This is a genomic window from Rubneribacter sp. (assembly GCF_965361815.1).
Genome location: NZ_CBDTNW010000027.1, coordinates 1 through 8,985 on the forward strand (window position 1 = coordinate 1; position 8,985 = coordinate 8,985).

Consider the following 8,985-nt stretch of genomic DNA (forward strand, 5'->3'; position numbering starts at 1 on the left):
CGATGGGGGCGATCCCCGTGGCGGGCTCCGCCAGAGAGCCGGCGCCGTACACCGCCGCGCACGCAAGCAGGAACGCGGCAAGGGTCATGAGAGCCTTGCGGACCATGGCCGGCCAACCCCCTCTTCATCCCATAAAGCAAGCTTCAGCTCACGCACGACCGCAGCTCCACTTTGCCGCTCCACGATGTTCCATGAGTGGGCCACTGCGACTCCGGCAGCTGCGACCTCGGCGGCGAAGCGCGGATGGAAGGTCACGCACCCCTCATCGTCCTCAGTGAAGAAGGCATGCCGCTCGCTCAGCACACGCCGCGCGACCCCGACGTCTCCGTCGAACGCCTTCGCTGCATGGTAAAAGCAGTCGCCTCCCAGCTCGTAGAGCGCCGGATCGAGCGCGACGGAGCGGTTTGCCTGCAGCACCTGGTCGCGGTTCTTGTTGTCGAGCGAGCAGTACTGCACCCCTATGCGCAGCCCTTCGTCCAGCGCGAACAGAACGAGCTCAAGGCACGCCTCCTCGCTTCCAGCGATAGGCAATCCGCCTGCGTAGCCGTACTCGTAAAGCACTTCGAACGGCGGGTTCTTCACCCGGTAGCCGCGTCGCGAGAACTCGTTCCAGTTACGAAACGGGTAGCAGAACTCCAGCAGGTTGACGCCGCGCACGCCCGCCTCGTCAAGCTCAACAAGCAACCGCTCCATCCGTTCGCCTTCGTCAGGGGCGACCGGCATCTCAACCATGACGTCAGGAATGCACCGACGCGCTATCCTTATGCCGGCAAGGGTCTTGGCAACGGAGCTTTCGCCCTCGTCTAACTTGACGCTGAAACGGATCTCGTCCAAGCCGCATGCGGCGGCTTCGCGACAAAACGCCTCGTCTAACCCAAGGCCCGACGTGTACAAACGCAAATGGGCATCGGGGCAAAGTTCACGGGCGCAGCGGAAGAACGCCAGCGCCTCGTCACGCACGAGCAGCGGTTCGCCGCCAGTGAGGCCGATGTGGGTCACTGCGACGCCCGACCGTGCGAATGCCTCCAGATCCTCGCGCCATGGTGTGTCGCGTAGGCAATGCTCCTCGAAGTCGATCTGATTGGGATTGAAGCAAAAGTAGCAATCGCGGTTGCAGCGCAGGTTGATGTAGAAGGTGCGGCTGCCGCAATCGCCTACGCACGCCTCGCAGGCACTCGACAGGAAACCAGACGAAATGCTGGCGCCGCCGTTCATGAAACGCGCGCCGCGTTCCCGCAGCATGCGACGCAGATCGACCACACGCGTCAACCCGACTCCGTATGGCTCGAATGCCACGCCCTCGCTCTCGCGCGCGCACACGAACTCCTCCTCGATCGCCCGGTACTCCGCAAGCCACGCATCCAAGGTAGGACGACCCGTCGTTTTCCGAAACACCGATTGCCTCCTCGATGTCGTACTTTCATGCAGCGATGGGCCGCCGGATCGGCGGCCCATCGTATCCGCAGCCCTAACGAGCGCGGTCGCTCGGCTGCAGGGGCAGGTACTTCAACCCTAGCAGCAGCATGAGCGCGCCCAGGCCCACCACGCCCAGCATCACGCCGAACTCAAGCGCTGTCGGCCAATACACCATACCTGCGTACGCACCCTCCATGCCGGACTCCCAGCCTGTCACCGTGTACTGCGACATCGCACCGGCGTAGTCCAGATTCGGCAGCTGAAAACCGCCCACCAGAAGCTGCACGCGCTTGCAGAAGATGCCCGCAATGGCCAGAAGCGAGGCTGCAACGATGAGCGGATTGGTGCGCAGCGCCGGCACGAAAGCCACGACCGCGCAGAGTGCACAGCCAACAACCTCGATCCAGAAGAACGGTGCGAGCGGACCGGACACGAGCATGCCCACGACCTCCAGGCCCTCGCCCGCCGGAAAGCCCTCGGTCAACAGATCGCATCCGAAGAAGTACAGGTCCACGCATACGAACACGCCGAGCAGCTTCACCATCTTTACCACATACCGCTGGTCAAGCTCCAGGTAACCTGCGCGACGCAGCGCCATCACCACCAGCAGCACAAGCGCCACACCGCATACGAGCGCGCTTGACACGAACCACGGAGCCAGAAGCGCCGTGTGCCACATCTCGCGTCCGGCCTGCAGTCCGAAGATCCACGCCGTCACCGAGTGCACGAGCACCGCACACACAAGGGCAAGGGCGCTGATGGCGCGCAGGGCCTTGGCCGACCCCTTGCCGCCTTCGTGGCGCAGCATGGCCCACAGGTAGACGATCGACAGCACCAAGTAAGTGCCCAGCACAAGGATGTCCCACATCAAAGGAGATCCCAGGTTGGAATAGGCGAACAGCTCCCACAGGCGAAGCGGCTGCCCAAGGTCCACCACCACGTAACCGATGGCGAGCACTGTGCAGCAGATGCTCGTCCACACGGCGATCTTCGAAATACCGCCGAACCCCTCCAGCCCAAACACGCGCGGTGCGCTCGAGATGATGAGGCCGCCGGCCGACAGACCCACCAGGAACATGAACATGGTGATATAGAGTCCCCAAGAGTCCAGATTGCGCATGCCGGTCTGCACCATGCCGCCGGAAAGCTGCATGCCCCACAGCGCAAGTCCTGCCACGGTCACGATAGCCGCCACAACGATGGCGACGTTGAGTCCTTTGCCCCCGAATCTGGCCGCAGGGGCCTTGGACGGCGCCGCCGTCCCAGTGTTCTCAGACATGATTGCCTCCTTGAAAGCCTAGACGAGGTAATAGACAGAGGGCTTCGTACCCTCTTCGGACAGCAGCTGCGTATGCTCGCGCTCGCGAACAAGGCGCGATACTTCCGATTCAGGATCGTCAAGGTCACCGAAATAGCGCGCCCGTGGAGGGCACATCACCATGCAAGCCGGCTCCTCGCCGCGTGCTTGTCGTTGGTAGCAAAACGTGCACTTCTCCACCACATGCTTTTGATGCGTTGGAACATCGTCGTCGCCTACGGCGAACTCGACAGAGTACTTCGGCTCTTCCCAGTTGAACGAGCGAACACCATTGTAAGGGCATGCCGCCATGCACATGCGGCATCCGATGCACTTGTCGTAGTCTTGGCGCACGATCCCCGTTTCGGCATCTTTGTACGTCGCTCCCACCGGACACACTTTCACGCAAGCGGGGTTGTCGCAGTGCTGACAGCTTACCGGCAGAAACGAGATCGAGGCATTCGGCCACTCGCCCGAAGCAGCATCGATATGGCTTCCTCCGTCAGTCAGCACCCTGTTCCACCACACACCGGATGGGATGTTGTTGCTCTCTTTGCAGGCCACGGAGCATGTGTGGCATCCTATGCATCTATGCAGGTCGATAACCATTCCCATGCGCATTACTGGTCGCCTCCCTCGAACTTCTCAACCTCGCACAGACAATCGTAATAACATTCGTTGTCATCGAACGGATGGCTTATGTTGCTGGTCAGATCTTGGTAATGGCCCTCCACGAACTGATCGCCTTCCCAACCATGTGGAACGCTGACCATCCCAGGTCGCATTCCTCCGTCGTAATAGGCTTCAACGACCACATATCCCCGATCATTGAACACCTTGACCAAGTCCCCGTCTTCTATGCCGCGACTCTTCGCATCCGATGGATTGATGAACACGTGGGGATTGGGCCTGATCTCAACGAGCCAGTCTGCATGATTGTACGTGGTGTGCGTGGTGAAGCGCGTGTGCAGACTCATGAATATGAGAGGGTACTTTTCCGCCAAAGCATTGCGCCCATACCCTTCCACATCTTCCGGCCACGCTTCTCCAGGTGGCTCGAAATACACCATGCGCTCCAGTTCTTCATCAATGGTCTTGCCTGCTATGCGGGGACGGGGTTTTTCCCAATAGAACAAGAGCCGGCCTTCTTTCGTCTTGCATTTCGTGTCGTAGTAACCGTCTGCCACAACGCGAATGTTCTTCTCGGCCTTCAAGCGCTCGTACGTTATCTTGTTCCCGTCGACATCGGCTGGAGTGGACGTATCGACGGCATGGACGAGCACCTCGTTTTCGGATTCCTCGAAAGCTTTCTCCTCGCCCATCGCCCTGCCGATCATCCGGGCTATCTCGAAATCGGTTTTCTGCTCGAACTGAGGATCGACCGCCTGCTCCCCCATGCGTGCGTAAGGAAGGTACGCTTTGTTCCCGACGTCTTCGGACTCGAACCAATGGACGCACGGGAGGACGATGTCCGCATAACGGGCAGTGTCGGTCATGGACATATCCACAGCCACCAAAAGCTCGACGCTCTCCAGCGCCTTGATCATCGCCTGTCGGTTGGGAGTGTTGCCCAAAGGGTTTCCAGCATGAAACAGCACGCTCTTGATGGGAGCCTGTTTCCCTAGATACGACCCGGTTTCCATGATCTCGGGGAGATCGAGGATTGAATAGGTGGGAGCCGTTATAGCGTTCTCAGGAGATGCGTACGACGTTCCAGGGAACCAGGTGGCGTCTCCGGCGAGGCCTGTCTGCCCCCAGCCGGCACCGGGTTTGAACAAATTGCCCGAAAGAATGGTTGCCGTGAACGTTCCCGTGAACAGCGCATGGCTGTTCGTGTAGTGAGCGGCCCCATTGCCCACCATCGTCGTCGTAGGGCCATCGGCGAATGCGCGGGCAATCCATACGATGTCGTCTTCCGAGCAGTCGCACACCTTGGCGGTTCGCTCGAGCGTCCACTCGGAAACGCGCTCGACCAAAAGGTCGAAAGCCGTCCTAACGACCTTTCCTTCATGAAGGTAATCCCCCTTAAGCGCCGGATCCTGCGCTTGCGAAGCGGGAACCACCCGACCCTCGCTCTCGCTCCACACGCTGAATTCCCCATCCGGCTGGCGCAAAAACGTGCCGTCTTCCTGCACCAAGCAAGGAGCGACGCTCTGTTCAAGTAGGAAACCGACGTCGATGAGATCATTGTCGATAAGGCATTTGCACACGCCGCAGGTGAGCGCAGGATCGCTTGCGGGACGCACGGTGACAACCTTGTCGGCCTTGCAAGCGGTCGGAGATATTCGCGCGTCTATGACGGTGACCACCGCTCCCCGCTGCTGCGCCTGAACCAAGTAGCGCCATTCGTGTGGAAGGGTTTCAACCGGATTGGACCCCCAGATGATGATGTTCCTCACGCTGTTCACCAGAGCCGGCCCGTCGCTTCCCATGCTGAGCGATCCCGCGAAAGACTGAGCCGTGTAGATCAGCGCCATATCGGCGCCGTTCGACAGCGTTGACATGCCGATCACTTTCTGGAGCCTGGTCCACGCGATGCTGGCCAGGCCATTCAGATGACCGTAACTGCCGTAAATCGAGCAGCGTGCCACAGCGCCCGGGCCGTACTCGTCAAGATAGCCCCTCCATTTCTCGGCTATCTCGCTGATCGCATCGTCCCACGACACCCTCTCCCATTGCCCCTCTCCTCGCGCCGTCCCTTCCACACGGCGCAGCGGATACTGAAGGCGCTCAGGAGCATACATGCGCTGCAAATTGCTGATCCCCCGAAGGCAACCGCGGGCGCGCCCCTTCGTTTCAGGATCCGAGTCCGCAAATGCCTGAGGCATCACGGATACGACCTTCCCTTCGCGAACGCCCACGTTGAGGTTGCAGCAAGAACTTCCGCAATTGCCCCGGCACCAGGTGGTGAAATGCTTCGTCTCAGAGCCGGCAGAGGCGCCTTCGGGTTCGTTCGCAAGGGCCACAGTGCTTGAAAGAGCCGCGCCGAGCGTCGTTGCACCCGCAACGGCACCCGTCGTTTTCAGAAAGCCCCTCCGGGTAAGTCCTCTGCGCGTGCCTCTTGTTTCCGACATAGACCCTCCTCCATCCTCGTTGTAAGAATGCTTCGGGATGCCAAGGCAAAGGCAGCGGTTCCGCGAACGGCCCGCCGATTTCGGCGGCGATGCGCGGATCAAGCCATAGCGCCCCTGGATCCCCCTGTCAGAAATCGGCCGATCTCCTCTTTGTCATAGTCTGCCATACGTCACTATGATTATCAATAACAATGTATGACAAACTATGACAGAGAGTTATTCTATTTTGAGGATATAGTGTCTGAACTGGTGCTTTAAAACCAATGAAAAGAGTTGCATAAAAGGCGTTTTTGCAAAACGCATGACACGCACGAAGAAAAGTGCAGAAGCGAAACGCTCTTTCGCCCGCTGCGCTTTTCTTCAACTTAGCTTTCAAAGCCCTTTGCGACAAGACGTGCAGAGAGCAAAAGCCACCACTATTGCTTGCTTGTCCTTAAATCAATATCGCAATCGCCGCAATAGGTTTCGCATGCTTTTGCGAGTTTGGGGAAGTCATGTTCGAACACAGCCCACACAATGGACCGATCCACGCTCGTAGGCGTCGCGCTTGCGCTTGCGGCCCTCGGGCAGGTAGTCGCTTGGCTCCACCTCCTCCATGCCCCACTCCGCATGGGAGGCGATGCGCTGCTCGTCGGTCGCGGCAAGCGAGAGGGCCGCGACGCCCCTCCCCGGAACCTACTCCCCCTTCGCCTCGCCCTTCCCCGGCTGCTCCACGAAGCCTTCGGAAAACGCGCTCGGCACCACGAGCGTGCCGCCGGACTCCTCCACGCTCTCGTAAGCCAGGTGCATGGTGCGCAGTCGCATGGCGTCGCCCTCGCCGCCGTAGACCTCGGCGGCATCCGTAAGCATCTCGGAGATGTCCTTCTCGGCCTCGGCCAGCACCATGCGGGCGTTGCGCTTGCGCTCGGCCACGGCCTCCTGCGCCATGGCGGCCTGCAGCTCCTTGGGCACCACGATGTCGCGGATTTCCACATCAATGATGGTAATGCCCCAGGGGTTGAGCTTCTCCTCTATAACCTCTTTGAGCTCCTCGTCCAGCTGGTCGCGGCGCGTGGCCACCTCGGCCACGGTGGCGCGCCCGATGGCCTTGCGCATGGCGGTCTGCGCGATCCACGACACGGCGGCCGCGTAGTCCTCCACCTCCACGGCCGCGTTCTTCGCGCTCCACACCATCCAGAACAGGACGGCGTCCACGTTGATGGGCACAAGGTCGGAGGTGAGCGTCTCCTCCGCGCCGAAATACGTGGCCGACACGCGCTGGTCCACGCGCAGCGTGTAGAACTCAACGATAGGCCAGGTGAACACAACGCCCGGCCCCGCCACACGGTTGAACTTGCCGAAGCGCAGCACAACCGCCTTCTCCCACTCCAACACGATATGGACAGACGACGAGGCCAGCCACCCGACGACCGCCGCCGTCACGAGCGCCGCCAGCCCAATGCCGCCGAACGCGACCTGCGCCACAGCCAGCACCAGGGAAAACGCGATGACGAACACCACCACGGCAAACACCACAGCGCCGTTGCGCGACGCGCGTGGACGCCCCGTGTCGAGGCGCGCAGCACCCGCCGGCCAAGGGTTTCCCAAGCCAGCTGGCACGTTGCCCGCGACAGACGCCGCCCCTGGAACCGCCGTGCTCGCCGATGCGGCGCACACCTCTGTCTGCTTGCTGCGCTTCATGCCCCTGCTCCCTTCGCGCGAACGGCCGCTCACTCGGCGGCGCCCTGCCTCTTCCTTGCCTCGCGAACGCTACGCTCGAACTGCTCCTCAATATCCTCCAGCGACATGCCCAGCTCGAAGCAGCGCTTGAGGTACTCCTGCGTCACTATCTCGGCCGTGGAGGATATGCTCACGCCCGGCTTGCCGCTCACATCCAGCACGAACGCGCCCTGCCGGCGCTTCGACTGGATGTAGCCGTCCTGCTCAAGGCTCATGTACACCTTGCTCACGGTGTTGTAGTTCACCTCGACCTCGGCCGCCAACCCCCGCACCGTGGGCAGCTGGTCGCCCGGCTTGTAGTACCCCGACGTGATGAGGTAGATGAAGCGGTTCTTCAGCTGCAGCCAGATGGGGATGCTGCTTTTCTCGTTGATCTCGAAAAGGGCCACGGGTCTTTTCCTGCTCCTATTCCAACGCAAGCGCCGACACGTCTGGCGATTCCTGCAACTCCAAAGCGCGATGCGCGCCGGCTTCCACGACGGAGGCGCGCAAGCAGAATCCGCCGACCAGCACGAACACTGCGGCGAAAGCGCACACCGCACGCGCGACGTTTGCCGACATGCGCGCGGACAGCGCCTCCAACGCAAGCGGCGCCGCAATCCCGCAGGCCGCGAAACCCGCCCACCACAAAACCGCCTGCTCGCCCGCCACAAGGCTCGCGGCCGAGGCGGACGCCGCCGGATGGTCGCTTGCCAACGCGAAGCCTGCGAACAGCGCACCGCACACGGCTTCAAGCGCGATGACGGCCAAGTCGAAACGCACGAGACGCCGCACGAGAAGGGCAGCCTCCGCATCGTGCGGCCCCGCGAAGCGCGCGCAGGCCAAAAGCACAGCGACGCCGCACGACAGCGACGACAGCGCGAACAGCGCCGGCACGAGCGGCGTGCGCCACAGGGCCACGCCCACGGTGTCCTGCAAAAGCAGGCCGGTGTAGAGCATGACCACAAACGCCAAGGCAACAGCCGCAACCTCCACCGCGGCCACCGCCCCGCGCGGCACGGCCGGCAGGTAGGCGAACCGCACAGCCGCAAGGAACGCCCCGCATGCCGCAAGCGCCGCCACCGCGTACGCGCCCGTCGCAATGAGCGAGGGCACGACGCTGGTCAGGAACGCGTCCAGGCGGTCGGGCCGTCCGAGGTCGAGCAAAAGGCAGCCCGCGCCCAGCACGAGCGCAAGCAATCCCGCCAGCAAGCCGAACGCCACCATGCGCTCGGCCGGCTGCGCCTCGTCCAGCGATACGCGCGCCCGCGAGCCGAACGGCTCGCGCACCCAGGCAAGGTCGGCGAGCGCCGCGAGCATGACGGCTCCCGCCCCGGCGCCGCCGAGAAACAGGTAGGCCGTGGTCAAGATGCCGAACATGCTCCCCCTTCCCCGCCGTCCGCGCCGCACCGACGCGCCGCGCCGAAATTCCGTCGCGGTCCGTATCCCACAAAACCGCCCCCCCGTCTATGACACGGTGTCATGCCACAGGGGGCGGTT

At 62.0% G+C, this 8,985-nt stretch carries 7 protein-coding genes; all 7 read right to left on the reverse strand.

The window, feature by feature from the left end:
* Nucleotides 1-84: 84 nt before the first annotated feature.
* The 7 genes from ACWKY3_RS01475 to nrfD (ACWKY3_RS01505) all read right to left on the reverse strand — a co-directional run bounded on the left by ACWKY3_RS01475 (nt 85) and on the right by nrfD (ACWKY3_RS01505) (nt 8,865).
* The gene (locus ACWKY3_RS01475; RefSeq protein WP_449314653.1) at nt 85-1,395 is read right to left on the reverse strand and encodes a radical SAM protein; all 1,311 of its coding nucleotides are present in this window, start codon (nt 1,393-1,395) and stop codon (nt 85-87) included.
* 73 nt (nt 1,396-1,468) lie between these two features.
* Entirely contained in the window at nt 1,469-2,695 is a 1,227-nt protein-coding gene (gene nrfD, locus ACWKY3_RS01480) for an NrfD/PsrC family molybdoenzyme membrane anchor subunit (RefSeq protein ID WP_449314654.1), read from the reverse strand.
* Nucleotides 2,696-2,713: 18 nt separating this feature from the next.
* On the reverse strand, nt 2,714-3,334 hold the full coding sequence (locus ACWKY3_RS01485; RefSeq protein WP_449314655.1) for a 4Fe-4S dicluster domain-containing protein: 621 nt from the start codon (nt 3,332-3,334) through the stop codon (nt 2,714-2,716).
* Nucleotides 3,334-5,457 carry a molybdopterin-containing oxidoreductase family protein gene (locus tag ACWKY3_RS01490; protein WP_449314659.1) on the reverse strand — a complete coding sequence of 708 codons (2,124 nt, stop codon included), beginning with the start codon at nt 5,455-5,457 and terminating at the stop codon, nt 3,334-3,336. The genes ACWKY3_RS01485 and ACWKY3_RS01490 overlap by 1 nt, the downstream gene beginning before the upstream one ends.
* 1,005 nt (nt 5,458-6,462) lie before the next feature.
* Nucleotides 6,463-7,467 carry a slipin family protein gene (locus ACWKY3_RS01495; protein ID WP_449314656.1) on the reverse strand — a complete coding sequence of 335 codons (1,005 nt, stop codon included), beginning with the start codon at nt 7,465-7,467 and terminating at the stop codon, nt 6,463-6,465.
* Nucleotides 7,468-7,496: 29 nt separating this feature from the next.
* Entirely contained in the window at nt 7,497-7,895 is a 399-nt protein-coding gene (locus tag ACWKY3_RS01500; protein ID WP_449314657.1) for a GntR family transcriptional regulator, read from the reverse strand.
* A 16-nt stretch (nt 7,896-7,911) separates the two neighbouring features.
* A complete protein-coding gene (gene nrfD, locus ACWKY3_RS01505) occupies nt 7,912-8,865 on the reverse strand; it encodes an NrfD/PsrC family molybdoenzyme membrane anchor subunit (protein ID WP_449314658.1) in 954 nt (317 codons plus the stop codon).
* Nucleotides 8,866-8,985: the final 120 nt, after the last annotated feature.

What these genes read in the sequence shown, in the direction of transcription:
- nrfD (WP_449314654.1), bottom strand. Translation starts at nt 2,695, where the DNA reads ATGTCTGAGAACACTGGGACGGCGGCGCCGTCCAAGGCCCCTGCGGCC.
- ACWKY3_RS01485 (WP_449314655.1), bottom strand. Translation starts at nt 3,334, where the DNA reads ATGCGCATGGGAATGGTTATCGACCTGCATAGATGCATAGGATGCCAC.
- ACWKY3_RS01490 (WP_449314659.1), bottom strand. Translation starts at nt 5,457, where the DNA reads ATGTATGCTCCTGAGCGCCTTCAGTATCCGCTGCGCCGTGTGGAAGGG.
- ACWKY3_RS01495 (WP_449314656.1), bottom strand. Translation starts at nt 7,467, where the DNA reads ATGAAGCGCAGCAAGCAGACAGAGGTGTGCGCCGCATCGGCGAGCACG.
- nrfD (WP_449314658.1), bottom strand. Translation starts at nt 8,865, where the DNA reads ATGTTCGGCATCTTGACCACGGCCTACCTGTTTCTCGGCGGCGCCGGG.